The sequence below is a fragment of the Pseudomonas sp. X4 genome (genome assembly GCF_040784925.1).
Classification (GTDB): Bacteria; Pseudomonadota; Gammaproteobacteria; order Pseudomonadales; family Pseudomonadaceae; genus Aquipseudomonas; species Aquipseudomonas putida_Z.
Map to the genome: position 1 here is coordinate 4,490,031 of NZ_CP160798.1, position 21,933 is coordinate 4,511,963.

The 21,933-nt window shown below is 62.9% G+C and carries 19 protein-coding genes, 2 tRNA genes, 2 pseudogenes and 2 riboswitches; of the genes and pseudogenes, 9 read left to right on the forward strand and 14 right to left on the reverse strand.

Going from position 1 to position 21,933, the window contains the following annotated elements:
• Nucleotides 1-34 precede the first annotated feature (34 nt).
• The 9 genes from ABX298_RS20085 to nhaR all read right to left on the reverse strand — a co-directional run bounded on the left by ABX298_RS20085 (nt 35) and on the right by nhaR (nt 11,631).
• Nucleotides 35-1,606, reverse strand: coding sequence for a diguanylate cyclase (locus tag ABX298_RS20085; RefSeq protein WP_367393526.1), 1,572 nt, complete (start codon nt 1,604-1,606; stop codon nt 35-37).
• 77 nt (nt 1,607-1,683) lie between these two features.
• Nucleotides 1,684-2,163 (reverse strand): hypothetical protein, encoded by a 480-nt coding sequence (locus ABX298_RS20090; protein WP_085663195.1) that lies wholly within the window; start codon nt 2,161-2,163, stop codon nt 1,684-1,686.
• Nucleotides 2,164-2,376: 213 nt separating this feature from the next.
• Nucleotides 2,377-3,717, reverse strand: a complete 1,341-nt coding sequence (locus ABX298_RS20095) for an OprD family porin (RefSeq protein ID WP_367393527.1) — start codon at nt 3,715-3,717, stop codon at nt 2,377-2,379.
• 16 nt (nt 3,718-3,733) lie between these two features.
• Nucleotides 3,734-4,522 (reverse strand): ABC transporter ATP-binding protein, encoded by a 789-nt coding sequence (locus ABX298_RS20100; protein WP_075044665.1) that lies wholly within the window; start codon nt 4,520-4,522, stop codon nt 3,734-3,736.
• Nucleotides 4,519-5,535: an iron ABC transporter permease gene (locus tag ABX298_RS20105; RefSeq protein ID WP_286101429.1), complete on the reverse strand. Its 1,017-nt coding sequence runs from the start codon at nt 5,533-5,535 to the stop codon at nt 4,519-4,521. Before ABX298_RS20105 ends, ABX298_RS20100 begins: the two co-directional genes overlap by 4 nt.
• Complete coding sequence (locus tag ABX298_RS20110; protein WP_367393528.1) at nt 5,535-6,551, reverse strand: ABC transporter substrate-binding protein; 1,017 nt, start codon at nt 6,549-6,551, stop codon at nt 5,535-5,537. Before ABX298_RS20110 ends, ABX298_RS20105 begins: the two co-directional genes overlap by 1 nt.
• Nucleotides 6,552-6,661: 110 nt before the next feature.
• Nucleotides 6,662-6,860: riboswitch (cobalamin riboswitch) on the reverse strand.
• A 28-nt stretch (nt 6,861-6,888) separates the two neighbouring features.
• A complete protein-coding gene (locus ABX298_RS20115; protein WP_317409529.1) occupies nt 6,889-8,055 on the reverse strand; it encodes a DUF1624 domain-containing protein in 1,167 nt (388 codons plus the stop codon).
• 203 nt (nt 8,056-8,258) lie between these two features.
• On the reverse strand, nt 8,259-10,385 hold the full coding sequence (locus ABX298_RS20120) for a TonB-dependent receptor (RefSeq protein ID WP_367393529.1): 2,127 nt from the start codon (nt 10,383-10,385) through the stop codon (nt 8,259-8,261).
• Between the two features lie 108 nt (nt 10,386-10,493).
• Nucleotides 10,494-10,702: riboswitch (cobalamin riboswitch) on the reverse strand.
• A gap of 35 nt (nt 10,703-10,737) precedes the next feature.
• Nucleotides 10,738-11,631: a transcriptional activator NhaR gene (gene nhaR, locus ABX298_RS20125; protein ID WP_085692103.1), complete on the reverse strand. Its 894-nt coding sequence runs from the start codon at nt 11,629-11,631 to the stop codon at nt 10,738-10,740.
• Between the two features lie 134 nt (nt 11,632-11,765).
• On the opposite strand from nhaR, the gene ABX298_RS20130 reads away from it, so the two are divergent.
• Nucleotides 11,766-12,005, forward strand: a complete 240-nt coding sequence (locus ABX298_RS20130) for a hypothetical protein (RefSeq protein ID WP_025338519.1) — start codon at nt 11,766-11,768, stop codon at nt 12,003-12,005.
• Nucleotides 12,006-12,034: 29 nt separating this feature from the next.
• Entirely contained in the window at nt 12,035-12,787 is a 753-nt protein-coding gene (locus tag ABX298_RS20135) for a TerC family protein (RefSeq protein WP_003260907.1), read from the forward strand.
• 132 nt (nt 12,788-12,919) lie between these two features.
• Here ABX298_RS20135 and ABX298_RS20140 read toward each other — a convergent pair whose 3' ends face one another.
• Nucleotides 12,920-13,096 carry a hypothetical protein gene (locus ABX298_RS20140; RefSeq protein ID WP_167506588.1) on the reverse strand — a complete coding sequence of 59 codons (177 nt, stop codon included), beginning with the start codon at nt 13,094-13,096 and terminating at the stop codon, nt 12,920-12,922.
• Nucleotides 13,097-13,261: 165 nt separating this feature from the next.
• Between ABX298_RS20140 and ABX298_RS20145 the strand changes: the two genes are divergently transcribed.
• On the forward strand, nt 13,262-13,996 hold the full coding sequence (locus tag ABX298_RS20145) for a peptidase C39 family protein (protein ID WP_367393530.1): 735 nt from the start codon (nt 13,262-13,264) through the stop codon (nt 13,994-13,996).
• Between the two features lie 120 nt (nt 13,997-14,116).
• Here ABX298_RS20145 and ABX298_RS20150 read toward each other — a convergent pair.
• From ABX298_RS20150 to ABX298_RS20165, 4 genes and pseudogenes are all read right to left on the reverse strand, one after another.
• Nucleotides 14,117-14,272, reverse strand: a pseudogene (locus ABX298_RS20150) (gamma-glutamylputrescine oxidoreductase); the annotation flags it as partial.
• Nucleotides 14,273-14,354: 82 nt separating this feature from the next.
• Nucleotides 14,355-14,510, reverse strand: a pseudogene (locus ABX298_RS20155) (gamma-glutamylputrescine oxidoreductase); the annotation flags it as partial.
• A gap of 194 nt (nt 14,511-14,704) precedes the next feature.
• Complete coding sequence (locus tag ABX298_RS20160) at nt 14,705-15,652, reverse strand: IS110 family transposase (RefSeq protein WP_367393531.1); 948 nt, start codon at nt 15,650-15,652, stop codon at nt 14,705-14,707.
• A 249-nt stretch (nt 15,653-15,901) separates the two neighbouring features.
• On the reverse strand, nt 15,902-17,185 hold the full coding sequence (locus tag ABX298_RS20165; RefSeq protein WP_025338521.1) for an FAD-binding oxidoreductase: 1,284 nt from the start codon (nt 17,183-17,185) through the stop codon (nt 15,902-15,904).
• Between the two features lie 203 nt (nt 17,186-17,388).
• Here ABX298_RS20165 and ABX298_RS20170 point away from each other — a divergent pair.
• The 6 genes from ABX298_RS20170 to ABX298_RS20195 all read left to right on the forward strand — a co-directional run bounded on the left by ABX298_RS20170 (nt 17,389) and on the right by ABX298_RS20195 (nt 21,931).
• A tRNA-Val gene (locus tag ABX298_RS20170) sits at nt 17,389-17,465 on the forward strand.
• Between the two features lie 202 nt (nt 17,466-17,667).
• Nucleotides 17,668-17,744 (forward strand) — tRNA-Val (locus ABX298_RS20175).
• A 168-nt stretch (nt 17,745-17,912) separates the two neighbouring features.
• The gene (locus ABX298_RS20180; RefSeq protein WP_274120234.1) at nt 17,913-19,283 is read left to right on the forward strand and encodes an oligosaccharide flippase family protein; all 1,371 of its coding nucleotides are present in this window, start codon (nt 17,913-17,915) and stop codon (nt 19,281-19,283) included.
• 421 nt (nt 19,284-19,704) lie between these two features.
• Entirely contained in the window at nt 19,705-19,779 is a 75-nt protein-coding gene (locus tag ABX298_RS20185) for a hypothetical protein (RefSeq protein WP_350059728.1), read from the forward strand.
• A 43-nt stretch (nt 19,780-19,822) separates the two neighbouring features.
• Nucleotides 19,823-20,782: a hypothetical protein gene (locus ABX298_RS20190; RefSeq protein WP_367393532.1), complete on the forward strand. Its 960-nt coding sequence runs from the start codon at nt 19,823-19,825 to the stop codon at nt 20,780-20,782.
• A gap of 33 nt (nt 20,783-20,815) precedes the next feature.
• Nucleotides 20,816-21,931 (forward strand): glycosyltransferase 61 family protein, encoded by a 1,116-nt coding sequence (locus ABX298_RS20195; RefSeq protein ID WP_367393533.1) that lies wholly within the window; start codon nt 20,816-20,818, stop codon nt 21,929-21,931.
• Nucleotides 21,932-21,933 lie beyond the last annotated feature (2 nt).

Sequence of the window (21,933 nt, forward strand, 5' to 3'; positions counted from 1 at the left end):
CCGCGAAGAGGCCGGAACAGGCAAGCAAGGGCGTTCAGGCAACAACCACCCGATTGCGCCCCTCCTGCTTGGCCCGGTAAAGCGCCCGGTCAGCCTCGCTCAACGCATCCCCCGGTTCGCTCTCGGTCTCGCCATCCCAATGCGCCACCCCCAGCGACACCGTCACCGCCCCCACCGGCTCCACTGGCGTATCCTGCACCGTCACCCGCAGCCGTTCGGCCACCACTGCCGCAACGTCCAGGCTAGCCCCCGGCAACAGCATCAAAAACTCCTCGCCGCCGGTGCGGCACAGCAGGTCACCCTCGCGGCAACAGCGGCGCATCAGTTCCGCCAGCCGGCGCAGTACCTGGTCACCCACCTCGTGCCCGTGGCGGTCGTTTACCCGCTTGAAATGGTCGACATCCAGCACGATGGCCGCAAATGCCCGGCCCTCGGCTTCCAGCAACGACAGGTTGAACTCCAGGCTGCGGCGGTTGCCCAGGCCGGTCAGCGGGTCGGTCTGGGCGTCGCGGTTGAGCCGGCCGATGCGTTCATGCAGCAGGTTCAGCCCAAACAGCAGCGCGCGCTTCAGCTCGGCCGCCTCGAAGTACCAGGCCGGTACCCGATGCAGGCGCTCGGCAGTGCCGGCCCGGTCCATCGAGCGGGCGCCGGCGGCCAGCTGCCACAGCGGCCGGGCGATGGTCATGGCCAGCCACCACAGCAGCACGCTGCCCACCAGCGCCAACGGTGCGGAGGTGCCGACCACGTTGAGGATCAGGTGGCTAAGCGGCGTCACTGTCTGGGTCAGCGGCTGCTGCGCCACCACGCCCCAACCGGCGCTGGGCACGGTGGCGTATCCGGCGAGCATTTCCACGCCGAGGCTGTTGGTCAGTTGCCGGGTACCACTGCCCAGGCTCGCCAGCTGATCGATCAATTCATTGCCTTCAACCACCGTCCCCACGCGCTGGCTATCGGGGTGGTACAGCAGACGGCGGTTGCGGTCGACCACGTACAGGTAGGAACCATCCTTGTAGAAATGCTCCCCCAGCAGGCTGTTGAGGATGTTGCGTTCACGCAGGTACAGGCTGCCGCCGACATACCCCAGGTAGCGGCCATTGCTGTCGAAAATGGGTTGCGACAGCGCCACCACCAGGTTTTTGGCCGCCGATATGTAGGGCGTCGACACCAATGGGCGGCGCGCCTGCAGCGCCTCCTGGACACCGGGCGAATGCATGTGGCTGCCGACCAGGTGCCGCAAAGGGGCGGGGGAAATCGCCAACAGCACCCCGTTGGCATCGATCACGAAGGTGGAATTGAAGGCCATGCTCTGGCTCAGGACACGCTCGGCCTCCACCTGCAGGGCGACGGCGTCACCTAGCTGGCGGCCTTGCACGCCAGCGCTGAACGACAGCTGCTGCAAGGCGTTGTCGATAAAGGTCTCGGTGATGCTTGCCAGCTTCATCGCATACACCCGGTTGGCTTCCAGGGCATGGTCGATCAGCAGTTGGCGTTGCACCCGGTAGCTGGCGAAGTAGCTGGCGCACAGCATGACCACGGCGGTAAGGGCGCAAAGCACCAGAATGAGTGTGCGTAGATCCAGGCGCAGTCCGTGCTTGGCGTGTGGCAATCCTGACCTCGGGTGATCGAAAACAGCTACGAAATGGGAACAACGTTACGCCTTATGAGCGCAGTGGGGAACCGCGTTCAGGAGCCTGCCTTTTCCAGCGCGTCCAGTTCGTCTTCCACCTGTTGCATGCGCTGCTCGGCCAGGGCCTGCACCTTCGCGTCGCGGGCCGATTCGCGCATCAGGGCGGTGAGCTTCTCGCTCAGGCGCTTGCCGGCCTCGGTGTCTTCCAGGGCGCGGGCCTTGGCCGGGTCTTGGGTGGCCTCGACGATGGTGGCGAACTCGGCATCGCTGAAGTTCTTTTCGCTGTACAGGCGGAACAGGTCCTGGCGCTGGTCCTCGACGGTCAGGTGCTTGCGCAGCACGCCCTGGATGGTCGCCTGCGGCAGCTGCGGGTGCGTGCGGCCGAGCAGCGCGGCCATGCGCTCGATGTTGTGCGTGTAGGCATCCTGCAGCGGCAGCTGGGCCAGGATCTGTTCTTCACGGGAGGGTTTCTGGTCGCAGGCGGTGAGGGCTGCAGTCAGCAGCAGGGGCAGCAGCAACTTCTGGAGGCGAGGCATGGCGTGGCCTGGTTGGGCAGTGAGTGCTGCCGATTATACGGCAGTTGTGGTTGCCTGATGGATTTTGGGGGCCGCTGTGCGGCCCATCGCGACACAAGGCCGCTCCCACAAGACCCTCACAGGTTTCTGAAGGTGCATTGCACCTGTGGGAGCGGCCTTGTGTCGCGAAAGGGGCGCGCAGCGGCCCCAGGATTTTTCAGGTCACGCGAAACATCAGAACCCACCCCCCAACGGCCATTCCACCGCCAACCGTATCTGGTCCCCATCCAGCTCCGCCTGCGCCGTATTGCCCCGATGCACGTTATGCCGCAGCGAAAACGCGGTGCCCTTGGCCTTGCCGCTCTGCACTACATACCGTGCCTCCAGGTCGCGCTCCCAATGCTTGCCCCCCTTGCCATACCCCAGGTACGCATACCCGCCCGCAGGGTCGACATGGCTGCCGTCGATATCGAACCCGCGCACGTACAACGCCGTCAGGTTCAACCCCGGTACGCCGTAGGCGCCCATGTTCAGGTCATAGCGCGCCTGCCACGATTTCTCGTTCGGCGCGTTGAAGTCCGACATCTGCACCGCGTTGGCAATGAAGATCGCCCCTCGCGTCACGTAGTCGAATGGCGTGTTGCCGTCCACCTGCTGCCAGCCCAGGCTGAAACCGTGCGGCCCGTGGTCGTAACGCGAGACCAGGCTCCAGGTGGTGTTGTCGATGCGCCCGGACAGCGCCTTGCCGGTATCGGTGGTGCGGTACAGGTTGAGGTCGAGGGTGAGGCTGCGTCGCTCATCCAGGGTATGGCTGAGGGTGCTGCCCAGGTAATGCTGGTTCCAGCTGTCCTGGTAGCGTGAGGTGTACAGGCTGCCGCTGAAGGCGGCGCCGGGGTTCCACACCACGCCGGCCAAATCGAAGCTGTTGCCCTGACGGCCATTGGAGTAGTTCACCACGAAGCCCTGGTCGTGGCTGGAAGCATTGCGGTCGGCGTTTTCGTTGAAGTGCCCGGCCACCAGCCTGAGGTGCTCGAACTCGGTGCTGTCAAGGAAGAACCCGGTCGCGGTCTCGGGTAGCAGGCGGCTGTCGGAGGAACTGAACACCGGGGTTTTGACCCGTTGCTCACCGTAGGACAGCACGGTATCGGACATGCGCAGTTTCAGTGCCGCGCCGGCACGGCTGTATTCGTTCTTCGGGTGCCCCTCGTTATCCACCCCGAGCAAGCGTGCTTTGCCCACGCGCCCGCCGCCGCTGTCGAGTTGCACGCCCAGGTAGGCGTGGGCGTCGACCCCGACACCAATCAGCCCCTGGGTGAAACCGGACCGGAAAGTGCCCATCAGGCCATAGGCCCATTCCTCGGCCTTGCCGCTACGTTCATCGCGCGGCTTGTAGGCGTTGCGCCCGGCACTGTTGCGCCCGCCATGCTTGTAGTCGCGCTGGTCGAATACGCTGCGGTTGAGCAGGCTCCAGCGGCCATCCTCGAAAAAACCGTTGCTTTGCGACTGGGCGGAATCGGCCAGCGCAGGGGGCGCGAGCAGGGCGCTGGCGAGCAGCAAAACGGCAGGGCGCGGCATGGGCAGAACTTCCTGTTCAGGGGGCGCGAAAACGCAGGATGTGCGCGCCGTCGAAGGGGTCGATGAGGTAATGGGCGTGCACGCCGAAGGTGTTCAGCAGGCGCTCGGGTGTAAGCACCTCGAGCGGTTTGCCGAGGGCGACCAGGCGGCCCTTGTCGAGCACCGCGACGCGGTCGCAGGTGAGCGCCTGGTTGAGGTCGTGCAGGGCCACCAGGGTGGTCACCGGCAGGGCCTGCACCTGTTGCAACAGGCTCAGCTGGTGCTGGATATCCAGGTGGTTGGTCGGCTCGTCCAGCAGCAGCACCTGCGGCCGCTGTGCCAGGGCACGGGCGATGTGCACGCGCTGGCGCTCGCCACCGGACAACGACCCCCACAGGCGGGTACGCAGGTGCAGGGCGTCGAGGTCGGCCAGGGCCTGCTCGACGATCGTGCGGTCCTCCCGGGAGAACGGCGCCAGCGCCGACAGCCAGGGGGTGCGGCCCAGGGCAACGGCATCGAACACGCTGATCGCATCGAGGGTGTCGGCCTGTTGTTCGACCAGCGCCAAGGCCTGGGCGACACAGCGTCGGGGCAACCGGGCCAGCGGTTCGCCCAGCAGTTGCACGCTGCCGTTGCCTGGCTTGCGCAGCCCGGCCAGCACCTTCAGCAGCGAGGATTTGCCGGAGCCGTTGGGGCCGACGATGCCCAGGGTTTCACCGGCGACAACGCTCAGCTCGATATCGCTGAGCACGGTGTTGCCGGCCAGTTGCAGCCCCAGGTTCTGGCAACTCAAGGGGGCCAGCTGTAGCGCCGTCATGACCGTCATGGGCGCCCCCGGCGGCTGACCAGGATCAGCGCGAAGACCGGTGCGCCGAGCAGCGCGGTGACCACGCCAACGGGGATCACCTGGCCCGGGATCAAGGTGCGCGACAGAATGTCGGCGGCGATCAGGAACAGTGCCCCGCCCAGTGCGCTGGCGGGCAGCAGGCGGCTGTGCCCGGGGCCGAGCAGCAGGCGCAGGGCATGGGGGATCACCAGCCCGACAAAACCGATGGCACCGACGATGGACACCATCACGGCGGTCACCAGCGCCGCGCAGCTGATCAGCAGCAACTGGGTACGCCGCACCGGGATGCCCAGCGACGCCGCCGAGTCGGCACCGAAGGTGAAGGCATCCAAGGCACGGCGATGCCACAGGCACACCAACAGCCCGAACAGTACAACTGGCACGGCCAGCCACACCGAAGGCCAACGTACGCCACTGAGGTTGCCCAGCAGCCAGAACAGGATGCCGCGTGCCTGTTCGGCGGTGGCCGACATGGTGATGAGGAAGGCGGTAAGGGCGTTGAACAGTTGCGAGCCGGCGATCCCGGCAAGGATCACCTGGGCATTGTTGCTGCTGGGGCCGGCTGCCCGGGCCAGCACCAGTACCAGGGCGAACGCTGCCAGGGCGCCGATGAAGGCGCCGCCGGACATGCTCAGCGCCAGGCTGCCGAAGCCCAGCAAGCCCACCAGCACCGCACCGGTCGAGGCGCCGGCAGACAGCCCCAGCAGGTAAGGCTCGGCCAACGGGTTGCGCAACAGTGCCTGGAGGATCACGCCGCAGGTGGCCAGGCCGGCGCCGCAGGCCGCAGCAACCAGGGTGCGGGGCAGGCGGTAGTTCCAGACGATGCCGGCGTCGATCGGGTCGACCGGGTAGCCGGCCTGCCACAGGTGGTTGGCCAGCACCTGGCCGACCACGCCGGGCGACAGGTTGGTTTCGCCGATGGCGGTGCCGGCCAGCAGGGCCGTCAACAGGGCGGCCAGGGCAACGCCGATGCAGGGTAACAGGCGCATCATCACTGGGCTGCTTTGCCGCTGGCGAAGGCGGCGGCCAGCGTCTGCAGGCCGGTGAACAAGCGAATGCCGGCCTGCATGGCATCGGCGTCGAGGATGATGATGCGACCGTGCTTCACCGCGTCCATGTTGCGCGTTACCGGGTCGCTACGCAGGAATGCCAGCTTCTTCTGGTAGTCGTCGGCGGGGTAGCGGCGGCGGTCCATGCGGGCAATGATCAGCCAGGTGGGGTTGGCCTTGGCCAGGGTTTCCCAGCCTACGGTCGGCCACTCTTCGCTGGACTCGACCACGTTGCGCACGCCAAGGGTGCGCAGCATGAAGTCGGCGACCCCCTGGCGGCCTGCCACGTAGGGGTCGATGTGCAAGTCGGCGCTGGAGAACCAGAACAGCGCCGAGGTGGCGGACAGGTCCTTGTCGGCCAGTTGCGCCTTGGCACTGTCCAATCGGCCTTTGAGTTCGGCATTCAGGGCCGTGCCACGGTCCTGCACGTCGAAGATTGCCGCCAGCTGGCTGACGCTCTTGTAGATAGTGTCGACCTGGAACGCCTGCAGGCGGGTGCCATCGGCGCCCACCAGGTTGTCCTTGCCTTCGCAGTCCGACGGCAGCAGGTAGGTGGGGATGCCCAGTTCATCGAACTGCTCGCGGGTGCCGACCACGCCCTGGGCACCGACCATCCATTCGAACTGCACCGTCACCAGTTGCGGGCGCTTGCCCACTACCGCCTCGAAGCTGGGCTCGTTGTCGGCCAGGCGCGGCACCTTGGCGTTCTGCGCCTGGTACTCGGGCAGCACGTTGTTGAACCACAGCGAGGTGGCCGCCAGTTTGTCGCCCAGCCCCAGCGCGTAGAGCATCTCGGTACCGGCCTGGCCAATGGTGACCGTGCGTTGCGGCGCCTGGGCGAAGGTTTGCGGCTTGCCGCAGTTGTCGACCGTCAGCGGGTAATGGGTGGCAGCAGCCTGGGCCAGGCCGGTGAGGCCGAGGCCGAGGCCGGCGAGCAGGGTGGCAAAACGGGGCAGCATGCTGGGCGATCTCCTATCGGACAGTTCGGGTGAGGAACGCACGGACAGGCATCGCCGAGCCCCCGCTGGCGGCAGGGGCAACACTGATGGCCAATCCCGGACACCCCGCCGGTTGGTGAATGTAGGCCGGCAGGTCTCCTGACTGGTGCGTCATGGCCTGGCTCCGGCCTTCCCGGGTTCGTGGCCCAGTGGCATCGATGGAGCAGGCTCGGCACCTACAGTTGCGGGGGCAGTTCCGTTTGGCCCGAATTGGCGGGCCTGGGATTCCCTATTGATTCCGTGGTGGAAACCGGCGGCCGGCATGGTAGACCATCGTGCCGCCGGGTGAAAACGCTTTTCAGAAGTACTTCAGCCAGGTGATGTCGCGCCGCCGCGCCTTCAGGCGGGCGAACCAGCGCACCGGCAGGTACAGCGAAACCGCCAGCAGCACTGCCCCCAGCCACACCGCGGCGATGCCGTCGAAGCCGAAGTAGTCGCCATGGTTGCGGCCAAACAGCGCCACGCTGGCCAGGTACAGCAGCTTCAGCACATACAGGTGCAGCAGGTAGAAGAACATCGGTGCCGCGCCGAACACCGCCAGGGCACTGATCCAGCGGGCCTGGCCGGCGCGTTCGAAGGCGCGCAGCAACAGCAGGCCACAGCCCAGGGTCAGGGCCAGGAACAGCAGCGACGGCGGGTACTTGGTGATGTTGAAGAAGCTCATCAGGGTTTGCGTGACGGTCGGGTAAGCGCTCCACGGCGCCTCGCCGTAGCCGTTGACCAGGCGCAACACGACAAAGCCCAGCAGCGCGATCAGCCCGGCCAGCAGCAGGCGATGCTGGCGTTGGCCGGCCGCGCTGCCACGGGCGAACCACGGGCCCAGGCCGTAGCCCAGGGCGATGACACCGATCCACGGCAGCACCGGGTAGGAGGTGCGCAGGCGCAGGTTTTCGGAGAACTCCAGCCAACCCCGGTCATGCAGGATCGCCCATGGCACATGCAGGGCGGATTCGGCGCCGAAGTGCAGGCCATCGAGCAGATTGTGGCCAGCGATGATGATTGCGCCCAGGGCGATCAGGGCGGCACGTGGCAGCCAGACCAGCAGCGACAGGGCGATCATGCTCACGCCGATCGCCCAGATCACCTGCAGGTAGATGACGCTGGGCGGCAGCTGGAAAGTCCAGGCGAAGTTGACCAGGGTGAATTCCAGCGCCACCAGGAACAGCCCGCGCTTGAACAGGAACGCCGAGACATCGCCGCGGCCCTGGTGTTTCTCGCCGTACAGCCAGGCCGACAGGCCGGTCAGCATGACGAACACCGGCGCGCACAGGTGGGCCAGGGTACGGCTGAAGAACAGCGAAGGCTCGGTGGTATCGATGGCCATCGGGTCGCTGACCTGGCGGTGCAGGAAGAAGGTTTCGCGGACATGGTCCAGGAGCATGAACAGGATCACCAGGCCGCGCAGGGCATCGATGCTCTGCAGGCGCTGGTTGAGCAGGGTGGGGGTGGCGCTGGCGCTTGTCATGGGAGGTCGCTGATAGGAATGGATGTCAACTGAAACGTTATCTTATAACTAAATTGTGACGGGGCGGTAGATGTTTTTGTGCTACCTGTGCCGGCCTCTTCGCGGGTAAACCCGCTCCCACAGGTACCTCACCGTATTCGAATTCTGTGATATCCCTGTGGGAGCGGGTTTACCCGCGAAGAGGCCGGTGCAGGCAGTTCAGGTCAGAAGCTGTAATCCACCGTCGCAAAGTACGACCGTGGCATCCCCATCAGCCACTGCTGGCCACTGAACGCCGACTGCACATACTCACGGTCGAACAGGTTGTTCAACTGCAACCCTAGCCGCACATCCGGCAACACCTGCCAGCCGATGTCGGCATCGACCACGGTGTAGCCGGGGGTGCTCTGGGTGTTGGCGGTATTGGCATATCGTTCGTCCACATAGCGCGCGCCAATGCCGGCCTCCAGCCGCTGGCCGAAGCCTTTGCTCAGCCACAGGTTGGCGGTACGCCGCGGGACATTGGCCGGGCGATTGCCCGCACGGTCCTGCGCCGCGCCGCCGACCATTTCGTCGAAGTCGTCATACCTGGCGCGCACGATCGCCGCGTTGGCCGACACCTGCCACTGGTGCGCCAGCGCCAGTTCCAGGGTTGCCTCCAGGCCGTCGGACGTCTGCTGGCCAGCCTGCTGCTTCTCGTGGGTGACCGGGTCATCCACCAGCAGCTTCTTCTTGACGATGTGGTAGGCCGCCAATGTCCATTCGCCACGCCCCTCCCAGAAGCGCTGCTTCAGGCCCACCTCGGTCTGCCTGGCCTCGGTCAGGTCGTAGTGCATCTGGTTGGCGCTGAGGCTGATGAGGTTGTCGACCCCGTCCTCGCTGGTGGAGTACTGGCCATACAGCGACAGGTCGTCGCTGACCGCAAACACCAGCCCGGCACGCCAGTTTCCGCCTTGCAGGCTGCGGTCGCTGCGGCTGTCGGTGGTCAGTTTCTCCTGGACGATGTGGTTCTGGTCGCGGCGCACGCCGGTGACCAGGGACAGGCGATCGCTCAACTGCAGGCGGTTTTCGGCGAACAGGGCAAAGGTGTGGGTGGTGGACAGGGTTTGCGGGCGCAGCGGCGAGGCGCTGTGGAACCAACCCGGTTGTGGCTGCCAAGGGTCGACGTAGTCACCGCCCACATCGTTGTAGGGCGCGTTGCTGTCGACGTTGAAGCGGACCTTGTTGTACTCGGCGCCGACCACGGTCTTGCTGGCCAGGCCGAACAGCGTGTGGTCGAGGGTGAAGGCCTGGCGATCGCCGAACTGTTCCTGGTTGTGCTTGATCTGCAGGTAGCTGCCGCGCAGCAGCTGCTGGCGCCCGGCATTCCAGCTGTACTCCTCGGCATTGCGCCAGTGACGGCGGCTCTTGATGTAGTACAGCTGGTTGCTGGCGCTGAGGTGGTCGCTCAACGTCCAGTCGGTGTTCAGGCGGGTCCATTCATCGACGTAGTGCTGCACATCGTCCTGCACGTTGTAGTTCTTCTTGCGCGGGCTGCTGCGGTAGTGGCCGTCGATCAGCGGGGTGCCGTAGTAGTTGGCAGGCTGCGCATCGCCGCGGTCGTGGGCGAGGGTGAAGCTGAGGTCGTCGCTGGCATCGAAGCGCAGCGCGGCGCTCAGCGCCAGGCTGCGTGACGGGGTGCGGTCGACCCAACCGTTACCGGTTTGCTGGTTCAGGGCCAGGCGGTAGCTCAGGCGCTCGCCGAGGCTGCCGCCGCTGTCCAGGCCGAGCTGCTGGCGGTCCCACGAACCGTAGCCCAGGCGCAGGTGGTTGCGTATCTCGCCGGCAAACGGCTTTTTCGGGATCACGTTGACTACCGCACCGGTGGCGCCTTCGCCATACAGCACCGAGGCCGGGCCACGAATCACATCGATGCGCTCGACCATCCACGGGTCGACCGGGAACGTCTGGGTGCCGGCACCGGTGTACAGGCGTGCGCCGTCGAACAGGGTCATCACCGAGTTGTGCCCGGTAAAGCCGCGGGCGGACAGGCCCGTGCCGCCGTCGCCCGGGGAGCCGATGTAGCTGATGCCCGGTGAGCGGGTCACCGCGTCCTGCACGGTGAGGTTGTTGCGCTGCTGAATCTGCTCGGCGCTGATGCTGCTGGTGCTGGCCGGTGTCTCCAGGGCGCTGAGGCCCAGGCGCGAGCCCGCCTGGGTCGGGGTGGCCAGGTCGATGGCGTGGCTGCCTTGGGTGTCGGTGATGGCCGTGGAGGGCAGGGCCAGTGGCTGTCGGTCGAGGTCATCGGCCAGGGCCGGCAGGGATACGGCCAGGCAGGCCGCCAGAGGGTGAAGCTTGAAGATACGGGACATGTCGTTCCACTACTGCAGGAATGAATGGATCCCGGTGGAAAACACGCAAAGGCGCACCGTGCACGCAGGCGCGCGCGCGGATACCGGCCTGCGCCCGCCCACCGCGGGTTGCCAAGTGAAGCTTCAGGCCGGTCTCCGGGCTTGCGAGGGGCATGAAACCTTCACCTTCCCATGCGTGTGCACAGTGGTATCTCGAAGGGTTCGCTCGCTTACCGTTGCGGGGGCAGCGCCGGACTTGTCGTGGGCAACACGACGCACCGGCTTCCCGTTTCACCCTGCGCGCGGCGGCGCAGGGCACCTGAAACTGGCGGGCATATGACCATTGAAACGCGGGAGGCGTCAAATCTGCCTGCTACCAATGAAACAACTCTCGTCGCGCCCCCTCGGTAATCGCCACGATCCCCGGGTGCTTGACCTTGCGCTCCACCGAAATGGCATAGAACGACTCGTGCACCGCCTCGGTCTGCCCGATCAGCTCCACGCCGTACTGGCGGCACACTTCCTCGGCGATCACGCTGGGCGCGACGAAGATGCCGCTGCCCGACTGCCCGAACGCCTGCATCAAGGCACTGTCATCGAACTCGCCGACGATCCGTGGCTGCACCTGCTGCTCACCCAGCCAGCGCAGCAGGCGGCTGCGTACCACGGTTTCCTGCCCGGGGATAAGCAATGGCGCATCCTGCAGGCAGGCGGGGAAGGGGCCTTCCAGGCGTTGTGCCAGCGCCGGGGTGGCGAAGAAGCTCAACCCACACTCGCCCAGTTTCTGGCTATAGCCCTTGATGTCCAGGTGGCTGGGCATGGGGCTGTCGGAAATCACCAGGTCCAGGCGCTGGATCGCCAGGTCGGCCAGCAGCCGTTCGAGCTTGTCCTCGCGGCAGTTGATACGCAGCACGTCGTCCAGCTCCATGGTCGGTGCCAGCAGGCGGTAGACGATGGACTTGGGCACCACGTCCGCCACGCCCACGCGGAACAGGATCTGCTCCTGCGGGCCGGCCCGCAGCATGGCCTCCAGCTCGTTACCCAGCTGGAACATCTGCTCGGCATAGATCAGCGTCTGGCGCCCTGTTTCGGTCAGTTCCAGCTGGCGCCCCACGCGCTGGAACAACTCCAGGCCGTAGGTCTGTTCCAGCAGGCTGATCTGCCCGCTGATGGTTTGCGGGGTCAGGTTCAACTGTTCGCTGGCACGGGCGATGCTGCCGGTCTTGGCCACGGCCCAGAAGTAGTGCAACTGCCGATAGTTGAGCATCGGTATGTTTCCGGAATCGTAAAAACCGAAGTATAACCGCTGAAAATACGAATTTTCCGGATGTGTTGCGCTCTTTAGAATACGACTCCATCAGGCGCCGTGTGCGCCGCCGGAACATGAAAAGCGAGGAACCTATGCTGCAACTCAAATCCATCGGCACGCCGCTGGTGCTGGCCTTGGCCCTGTTCACCCTGGCCGGTTGCGAGCAGGCCGAGAAATCCGCCCAGCAGATGCTCGACCAAGCCGCACAGTCGGCCAAGCAGGCCATCGACGACACCAACAAGGCCGCACAGCAGGCGTTGAGCGAGGCCATCGGCAGCGAAGGGCACAAGCCCAAGGACGCCGACAAGAAAGAAGACACCCAGGAAATCTGACCCCCAACCGCTGCTGCAGGATTTGAACAATGGAATACTTGCTGGAACTCGTCGCTAGCCCTACCGCCTGGGTTGCCCTGGCTACGCTGGTAGCCATGGAAGTCGTGCTGGGCATCGACAACCTGATCTTCATCTCCATCCTGACCAACAAGCTGCCGGTGGAGTACCGCTCCAAGGCGCGCCGTATCGGTATCAGCATGGCCTTGGTCATGCGCCTGGCGTTGCTCAGCACGGTGGCCTGGATTGTCCAGCTGACCGACCCGGTGTTCGAAGTGTTCGGCAATGCCTTCTCCTGGAAGGACGTGATCCTGATTGCCGGTGGCCTGTTCCTGCTGTGGAAGGCGACCAAGGAAATCCACGAGAACGTCGACCCGCACGGGGCCAAGGAAGAAGCCAAGGTGTCGTCGACGGTTACCCTGGGCTTTGCCGCGGCGATCTTCCAGATCCTGTTGCTGGACATCGTCTTCTCGGTCGACAGCATCATCACCGCCGTGGGCATGACCGAGCACCTGCCGATCATGATCATTGCCGTTATCACTGCCGTGATCGTCATGATGGTGGCCGCCGACCCGTTGGCCAACTTCATCAACGACAACCCGACCGTGGTGATGCTGGCCCTGGGCTTCCTGATCATGATCGGCATGACGCTGATCGCCGAAGGTTTCGGTGCCCATGTACCGAAGGGTTATGTATACGCGGCCATGGCCTTCTCGACGGCGATCGAGATCCTCAACATCCTGGCCCGTCGGGCGCGGTTGAAGCGCGAAGCGGCTGAAGGTTGATGCAAGAAAAGCGGGGCGCTTGCGCCCCATTCGCGGGTGAACCCGCTCCCACAGGTCCCCGCCACTTCTGAAGGCAGTGGAGGGCCTTGTGGGAGCGGGTTCACCCGCGAATGGGCCTCCGAAAGCTATGAATCAGTGCACCCCGGCATGCCGCCGCGCCCGGCGCACAGGCTGTGGCTTGGCGGGGGCCTGCGGTGGCAGGTGGTGGTGGGAGTGACGCCGCACGATACGCAGTACACCCCATAGCATGGCGGCTGCAACGCTCAGCCACATGCCCACCAGCATGAGGATTGCCATGGTCAGGCTCATCTGTGCCTCCATCTCTACGGGCCGCGCTCGGTCGCCGACGCTGGCCTTCCAGACACTGCTTTAGTCTAGTCTCTCGCCTGTGACGTTCCATTGACCAAAGGTCTATTGCTTGGTCCGATTTGCTCCTAACCGGTGTCGGACTATACCCGCGCCGCTGTCCGACCTATGATCGGTGGCCAGAGCCGGGCGCTGCCTGCCCGGCGTTGGAGCAAGCGAGTGTCCATGCAGCAACCTTCCTTCAAGACCATCCCTCGTCGGCTGCTGGCGGCCTGCCTGGTAGCGGCCAGCCTGGCCGGTTGTGCCAGCGTACCCTCCGCCAACCTCAAGGGTTTGCCGCAGCGGGTCGAGATCAGCAGCGTGCCGTTCTACCGTGGCAACGCCAACCACAGCGGGGCCATGGCATTGGCGGCGGTGCTGTCGCAACAGGGGGCTCCGATCACGCCGGGGCTGCTGGACAAGCCGCTGAACCTGCCCCAGGGCGCCGAGGCGCTGGACACCGGCATCCCCCGGGTGGCGCGCGACTACGGCATGGTGGTGTATCCGCTGGACAAGCAGCTGGACGCACTGTTGACCCAGGTGGCAGCGGGCAACCCGGTGCTGCTGCGTTACGAGGATGGTTCGGCCTGGTGGAGCGAGCCACGCTATGCCGTGCTGATCGGCTACGACCGCTACAAGCAGCGGGTGCTGTTGCGCTCGGGCATGCACCGGCGGCAGCTGATGGCGTTCGATGACTTTGCCTCGGCGTGGGCGAAGCTTGGGAGTTGGGCGGTGCTGGTGCAGCAACCGCGGCAATTGCCGGCCCAGGTGGACCGCCAGCGCTGGTTGCAGGCTGCGGATGAACTGGCGCGGGCGGGGCAGGAGATTGCGGCGAAGCAGGCCGTGAGTAGCCTGAATAAATAGCTTTGTCTGTACCGGCCCTTTCGCGGGTGAACCCGCTCCCACAGGAAACCCGCTGCCCTCAGGTCCAGTGATATCCCTGTGGGAGCGGGTTTACCCGCGAAGAGGCCAGCCCTGGCTACATCAGAAGCCCAGGCGATCGCGCAGGCTGTAGTACCAGGCACCAATGGCGCTGAACGGCACGCGCAGCATCTGGCCACCCGGGAACGGGTAGTGCGGCAGGCCGGCGAAGGCGTCGAAGCGCTCGGCCTGGCCACGCACGGCCTCGGCCAGCACCTCCCACAGGAAACCCGCTTCCCTCAGGTCCAGTGATATCCCTGTGGGAGCGGGTTTACCCGCGAAGAGGCCAGCCCTGGCTACATCAGAAGCCCAGGCGATCGCGCAGGCTGTAGTACCAGGCACCAATGGCGCTGAACGGCACGCGCAGCATCTGGCCACCCGGGAACGGGTAGTGCGGCAGGCCGGCGAAGGCGTCGAAGCGCTCGGCCTGGCCACGCACGGCCTCGGCCAGCACCTCCCACAGGAAACCCGCTGCCCTCAGGTCCAGTGATATCCCTGTGGGAGCAACTGTCTTGCTCAATTTCTAAAATCTAGCGCGTCACCTGTGGGAGCGGGCTTGTCCCGCGAACACGGGCGAAGCCCGTGCCATCCAGCGCGGTATTGGCTTGGTGGGCAAGCCCGCTCTCATATGAATTACGTCGGTTTCCTGATCTAGGTCCGCTTAGGCTGTGGCAAGACCAGATCCAGCCAAGGCTCGCCAGTCCTGAGCATGGCATTGAGCCGTACGAGGAATACCCGCATACAGGCTACGATAGCGACCTTGGCAACTTTTCCTCGTTCGCGCAGTGCCTCATAACGAGCCTTGAGTGCTGGGTTGTACTTCATCGCCACAAGGCATGACATGTACAACGATCGCCTGGCCTCAAACCGCCCGCCTGAGATAGAGCGCTTGCCCACGAATTTTCCGCTGTCGTGGTTGAAGGGCGCCACCCCGACCAATGAGGCTATTTCTCTAGACTCGACACGCCCCAGTTCTGGCAGAAGCGTTACCAGCTTGCCCGCCGTAACCAGCCCAATGCCTTTGACCTGGACCAGCTGAGTAACCCGTTCATCTTTCAGGGCTTCCGCTTGCTGGCTGATCGCTTGCTCAACCAGCTTGATCTGCGATTTGAAGTGCTGGAGGTTGGCTTTCAGAAAGTCGGACACCACGCGGGACTGCGCCTGTTTCAGGCGCCTCAGATCGTCATCACGCTGCTGAACCAGCCGATCACGTTGCTGCAGCAATTCCCGCAACAGCGCACGTTCCGGGCTGATCCGCAGGGTGGACTGGTCTGGAATGACCTCAGCGTAGTGGGCCAGTACTTCGGCATCGATGGCGTCGGTCTTGGCTTTGACGCCGATGGATTCTGCGAACGCTCGGGCTCGCTTGGGATTGACGCGTATGACTTTGTAGCCGCCATCCTGCAAGAAATGCATGACATCTCGCTCGTAGCCGCCCGTGGCCTCCAGCAAAACGCGCTTGATACTGCGCCCGCCAAGGCTTCGCTGCAGCTCCTCGAAGCCTGCCCGATCATTGCTCACATGGATTTTTATGCCTTGTGGCCGCACCAGCGCATCGAGTGATCGACTGGAAACATCAATACCCAGGAAGGACGCCATCACCAAACCCTCCTAAACTCAACACTGTGAGAGGACTTTGGCTTGGCCCACGCTTGTGATTCGAGATCAGAGCCGCATCCAACTGTTCGGGCTCTCGCCAAAGTGGAACGGTGAATGACAGCTTGTGCTCCCACTCGTGCTCATGGCACCTGCGGCATTCAGCTTGTCATTCACCGCTCTCACTCCAGATTTTAATCCCTCATCAAGACACAAGCGGGTTTACCCGCGAAGAGGCCAGCCCTGGCTACATCAGAAGCCCAGGCGATCGCGCAGGCTGTAGTACCAGGCACCAATGGCGCTGAACGGCACACGCAGCATCTGGCCACCCGGGAACGGGTAGTGCGGCAGGCCGGCGAAGGCGTCGAAGCGCTCGGCCTGGCCGCGCATGGCCTCGGCCAGCACCTTGCCCGCCAGGTGGGTGTAGGTCACGCCGTGACCCGAGCAGCCCTGGGAGTAGTAGATGTTGTCGCCGATACGGCCAACCTGCGGCAGGCGCGACAGGGTCAGCAGGAAGTTGCCGGTCCAGGCGTAGTCGATCTTCACGTTCTGCAGCTGCGGGAAGGCCTTGAGCATCTTCGGACGGATGATCGCCTCGATGTTGGCCGGGTCACGCGCGCCGTACACCACGCCGCCACCGAAGATCAGGCGCTTGTCGCTGGTCAGGCGGTAGTAGTCGAGCAGGTAGTTGCAGTCCTCGACGCAGTAGTCCTGTGGCAGCAGAGTGCGCGCCAGTTCGTCGCCCAGCGGCTCGGTGGTGATCACCTGGGTGCCGCATGGCATGGACTTGCTGGCCAGTTCCGGCACCAGGTTGCCCAGGTAGGCGTTGCCGGCGACGATGATGAACTTGGCGCGGACCTTGCCCTGCGGGGTATGCACCACCGGGTTGGCGCCACGCTCGATGCGTACGGCCGGGGTTTGTTCATAGATGATGCCGCCCAGCGATTCGACCGCGGCGGCTTCGCCCAGGGCCAGGTTCAGCGGGTGGATGTGGCCGCCGCTCATGTCCAGCATGCCGCCCACATAGTTGTCGCAGGCGACCACTTCGCGGATGCGCTTCTGGTCCATCAGCTCCAGCTGGTTGTGACCGAAGCGTTCCCACAGGCGCTTTTGCGACTCAAGGTGGCCCATCTGCTTGCTGGTGAGGGCAGCGAACACGCCACCGTCCTTCAGGTCGCACTGGATGTTGTACTTGGCCACGCGCTCACGAATGATGCGCCCGCCTTCGAAGGCCATCTGGCCCAGCAGCTGAGCCTGCTTGGGGCCGACGGTGCGTTCGATGACGTCGATGTCGCGGCTGTAGCTGTTGACGATCTGGCCACCGTTGCGGCCCGATGCGCCGAAGCCGACCTTGGCCGCTTCGACGATGCTCACCTTGAAGCCGTTCTCCAGCAGGAACAGGGCGCTGGACAGGCCGGTGTAGCCGGCGCCGATGATGCACACATCGGTTTCCACCTCACCCTGCAGCGCCGGACGTGGCGGCACCGGGTTGGCCGAGGCGGCGTAGTAGGACTGGGGGTAGGGGGTGTTAGCCATGCTGCAGGAACCTCGTGTTTTATATTTTTAACGAATGTACCGATGCTATCAATAATAATAAACACCCGCTAGTCGTCCGTTGAAAAACCTTTACTCGGTCCCCGTCAGCGCGCCTTTCTATAAAGAGTTTAAGATTCAGTAGGTTAGCGCGAAAAAAAGTATTGACATGGTCTTTGGAATGGGTAGAATGCGCACCACACGACAGGCACATAGCTCAGTTGGTTAGAGCACCACCTTGACATGGTGGGGGTCGTTGGTTCGAGTCCAATTGTGCCTACCAAATCGAAGAAGGGGTGATCCGAAAGGGTCACCCCTTTTTTCATTGTGATTTTATGCGGCCAGGGGCTGGTGCGCAGCCCATCCGACCAGTGCCGTGCTCCGGCAAGGCGGCCCCATGTGTAGAAAACTCGAAAGTTTTTGATTTTTCTCAAAAAAACGCTTTACAGGTACGCATTCGATCACTAATATGCGCACCACACGACAGGCACATAGCTCAGTTGGTTAGAGCACCACCTTGACATGGTGGGGGTCGTTGGTTCGAGTCCAATTGTGCCTACCAAACAAAAGTCCCGGTTTCCGGGCATCAAAAGGGCGACCCCAAGGGGTCGCCCTTTTGTTTTTGTCGTGCCCAACGAAGGGCGACTTCGCGCGCTACAGCCTCGTCGGATAACCGCATAGCGAATTGCGACTATAGTGAGTCTCTAGCGATGGGGTCAGAGATGCGGCTATGCCTTCGATTGATGTGTCGCTTCCGTTGAGCCTGCGCAAACGAGCCATGTTGGCCAGTGCGTTGAACCTTCTCGCTGTCTTTGCTTCCCAGGTCATGCGGCTGGGCGGCAATCTGGTTATCACCCGCTTGCTCGTGCCGGAAATGTTCGGCGTGATGGCCATTGCCACCACTGTTGCAGTGGTGCTGCAACTGCTTTCCGATGTTGGACTGCGGCCGAACGTCATTCAGAGCTCGCGCGGCGACGAACCGCTGTTTCTCGATACCGTGTGGACGGTGCAAGTCATCCGTGGGTTTGTGCTGTTCCTTCTGACGTTGCTATTGGCCCTGGGGGCAAAATTCACGCAGTACATCGAACTGTGGCCGGCCCATTCCACCTACGCCGCTCCAGAGCTACCGATGGTGCTGGCGTTGTCTGGGTTCGCCGCGATCATCTATGGCTTCCAGTCGCCCAAGGTCGATGTGGCCATCCGTGTCTTCCAGCAGAAGAAGGTAGTGATCGCCGAACTGATTGCACAGTTTGTCGGTTTGATCGTGATGCTCGTGGCAGGCTATCTCACCCGCTCCATCTGGTCATTGGTGGCGGCGGGGCTGCTGAGCACACTGGTTTTCACCGTACTCAGTCACCTGGTCTTCCAGGGGCCGCGCAACCGCCTGCGATGGGACCCCGCCGCGCTGCGCGAGGTGTTCGATTACGGGCGCTGGATCTTGTTGTCATCCTCCGTAGGGGTGCTGGCGATGCAGGGTGACCGGATCTGGTTCGGCGGAAGTATGTCGGTCGCGGAACTAGGGGTCTATTCCATCGCTGTCGCCATCCTCGGGGCCATTCAGTCGGTCCTGCTGCGGCTGGCGGGGGCAGTCGCCTTGCCGGCCTTCAGTGAGGCAACGAGAAGTGGCGACAAAGAGCGGGTGCGCAGCCTTTACTACCGTTCCAGGGTGCTGTTTGACCTGACCTCGCTGTTCGCTTGCGGTTTTTTGCTGACTGCCAGCCCGCTGTTGATCAGTTGGCTGTACGACGACCGTTATGCCGGCGCCGGCAATACCATGGCCATTCTCTCGCTCTCTCTTTTCACCTTGCGCTTCACGCTGGCACACCAGCTCTGGTTGGCCCTGGGGCTTACCAAATACGTGGCGATGGACAACATCATCCGGGTCGTTTCGCTGTTTATCCTACTGCCGGTCCTCATGGCCATCGGTGGCGTGAGCTATGCCATCTGGGGTGTGGCGCTGCATACCTTCTTCACGCTTTTCCTGATTTTTCCTGTCAACCGCAAACTGGGTCTGCTGGACCTGAAGCGCGAGGTTGTAGTACTGCCTGCCCTGCTGATCGGCGTCTTTTTCGGTGAAATGATAACCAGCCTGTTCACCTGATTGGGCCGTGAAGGCGCAGGCAGGTGAGCGTGTGGTCGGTAGACACATGGGCTGCAAAAGGTTCCAGCGCCTGGGAGGGGAGGCTGCATCAGGCGGCCCCTGAGGCCGCACGGTCAGGTATGCCGTTGTTATCTTTCGCCATATTCACAAGTAGAAAAAATGGCGCCATAAAACATACAGTTTTCACTGGCTAATCATTGAATAATCAATGGTTAAGCGTGTCTTGACAGATCTTTTTCGCAGATCTTTAATCTTTTGGTATATGGTGGCCCAAGGCGTTTAAGTGCCAAAGATTATTGCGTGTTTATTTGGCAGCGCTTATTGCCTGTTAACTGGATAAGCTCCAAGGACATGAAATGAGAGAGCACATACGAAAGCTCATAACGCCGTCGATGCGCTTCGAAATAAGAAAGTTCTTGACTTGGGCCCAGGATATAATGGGGCGCGCGTGTTTGTGGCGCTGGGAAATTACCAGGTTTCGGCTGCAGACAAGTAACGACTACGAAGTCTTATATGTGGGTCGAAAGAGCCGCAAGGAGATGGCCAAGTTGCTCATCGGCGGTAAACCCGAGGCCGACACCAAATCCGGCGATGGCACGCAACAGCCTGGCGCCGCGTCCCATAGGGTGTTGATTAGCGAGATGCCCAGTGCAGGTGCCCTGTACGTGCCCCATTACCTGAGTGCCATCATCCCCTTGGGGCGTCCGCTGGAAGAGATCATCGCCCGCTACGACGGTGAACTGCGCCGCAACATCCGCAAGTGTCGGCCACTGTACCGCATGCAGCAGGTGCTGACCGACGAGGAGATTGGCAAGGCCGACCGGGAAATGTTGCAGCCTTATGCCCAGGCGCGGCATGGCCTGCATGCCAAACAATTCGACTCCCAGGAAGTGTTGCGCATCGCCAAGACCGTTGGCCGGCTCGACCTCGTGATGAAAGGCGAGGAGGTTGTAGCCTGTCATTTCGGTTGTGTAATAACCCGGGCCGGCAAGCGCTATTGGAGCACGCTTCGCTTTGGCTACCCGGAGGCCGTCTTCAATGACCCAAAACGACTGCGCGAGGTCAACTCGATCACTACCTTCATGGCCCTGGAATGGGCCATCGAGCAGGGTTTCGATTATTACGATATCGGCCAATGTCTGGCACGTCCGGACGATGGGCTTTTGAAATGGAAGCGCCGGCGCGGCGGTGATGTGGATACCTTGGGCAACCAGGCTTACATGTTCGTCCGGCTGCCGAAGACCGGCATCGCCAAGTTTCTCTGGGAATTCCCGTTATTTGCCGTCGAGAACAGCAGGCTCACACTGCATCTGGGTTTGCCGGATGGGGCAAGTGACGAGGAAATTGTCGATCGCTATCGTGAAATGGTCTTCGGTGGATTATTCAAGATATACATTTACTGTGCGAAAGCGCCTGGCGAACTGCTACTGGAGAACTTGCGTGATCGATATGCTCACTTCCAGTCCCCGCCCATTCTGGAAAAAGTAGTGTGCAACTGAGCGCGAAAGATAGCCTTTCAATGAGAGCGCTGCATGATGAACGACATTTCGGATGTAGACACGAAGGGATCCGACCATAAAAGCTGGAGCTTGGCCGCATACAAGTACCTCGCAAGAAAGCGGCTGGTACGAAAGCCGTCGGAGAACCTGAAGAACCTTGCGGTCAGGACCTGGGATATCGCCCCGGCCGAGGTCACCCCAGCGCCTCCCGCTTTCTTTCTGCCGAATCAGTTGGAGCGAGTGACCGGCTGGGAAGCGAAACGTTTCTTTCCTTTCGAGCATCCGCGGCGGACCATGGAGGGGCTGGGCAGCGTCGCACAGGCCCCTACCAGGGGCTATCTGATCAAGGACGTCATTCTGATCGATGGCGCACTGTACAAGAACAATGCCAGCTTCTGGCTGTCTGACCGGCCCAACGGGTTGCCGCGAATCGTGGTGGAGCAAGAGATCGAGCGTGGGGCCGCTTATTGTTCACGTTACGGCAACCGCTGGTTTGGAACGTGGCTGGCCGAGGATTGCGTCACATATGCTTTGGCCCGTAACGAAGGCGTGCCGGTCACCACGGCACCCTCGGGCAGGTTCCCCCTTTTTTCCCAGGCTGCGCAGTACGAAGAATGGCTTGGCATGCATCCGCTTCGGCTGCACACGGCCTTTTTTCGAGAGTTGGTGCTGTTCGATGACTTCAGCCACAACACAAACCAGTCCGAGCGATACCGCGCCATGGGCCAAAAGTTGTTGTCGCGGGTAAATTACCAGTCCCACCCGGGGGTTTTCATCTTGCGGGGCGGTGATGGGGATCCGCGCCTGCTGCACAACGAACTACAGATTGCCGAACATCTGCAAAAACATCGCGGCTTTCGCATCCTTGCCCCTTTGAAGTGCGACCTGGCAACCATCGTGGAAACCTGTGCCGGGGCGAGGGTAGTGGTGGGCGTCGAAGGCAGCCAGCTCATCCACGGTATGAATGTGCTGTCGCCCGGCGCTTCGGTGCTGACGCTGCAGCCACCTGATCGCTTTGTCTGCTTCTACAAGTACCTGACTGATCGCGATCAACAGCATTTCGGCTTTGTGGTCGGGATACCTGATGGCAGCGGCTTCCGCATCGACCTCGATGAGCTCCAACGGACCTTGGATCTGCTGCCGTCATGACA